The organism is Streptomyces sp. DH12, from assembly GCF_020873895.1.
Classification (GTDB): domain Bacteria; phylum Actinomycetota; class Actinomycetes; order Streptomycetales; family Streptomycetaceae; genus Streptomyces.
The window spans coordinates 1-603 of record NZ_JAHWGT010000466.1 but is presented as its reverse complement, the minus strand read 5'-3'; the positions used below and the strand labels follow the sequence as shown (position 1 = coordinate 603).

Sequence of the window (603 nt, the reverse complement as noted above, 5' to 3'; positions counted from 1 at the left end):
GCACGACGGGTTCGAGTTCTGGGTCCCGGACCCGGAGAACGCCACCCCGGACGTCACCGCCTCCCTGGAGCGGGCCAACGCGGCGGCGATCCCGACCGTGACGCTGACGGGCGTGGACTCCGCGTACTGGTGCGAGACGCCCGAGAAGAACCACCAGCGGTGGGTCATGCCGCACCCGGAGGAGCAGCTTCTGGACGCTCTCGCCCGGCTGCACGCGGCGGGCCGCTCCTCCCTGGGCGAGGGCACCCGTCTGGTCGGCTCCTTCCGCGCTCACGGGCTCACCGTGCCGGTCTGGGACCTGCCGAGCGAGGTCCGCGCGGAGGACGTGGAGAAGCCGGCCGCCGAGTTCGCCGAACGGCTCGCCGCCGCGCTGGCGACCGACGCCCCGCTCACCGCGGACGAGCGCCGGGCGCGCGGCGGTCTGACGAACCGCCAGGTCACACTGAGCTGAGGCGCTCCGCACCCGGCTCCTCACGGATGTTCCCGGGCGGCCGAACCGCCCGGGACGCATTTCCTTACGCTCGCGTAACTCCCCGTTCGTACAAGCCAGTCGGTGACCGGAAACGCCGAGATCGAATTTGCTTACCGCCGATCTCTTGTTAC

Annotated in this window: 1 protein-coding gene; it reads left to right on the top strand. The window is 71.5% G+C overall.

Features of this window, described 5'->3' with window-relative positions; genetic code table 11:
- Positions 1–451, top strand: a 451-nt coding sequence (locus tag LPA54_RS35205; RefSeq protein WP_228984666.1) for a DUF5926 family protein, incomplete at its 5' end; no start/stop codon positions are given.
- Positions 452–603 lie beyond the last annotated feature (152 nt).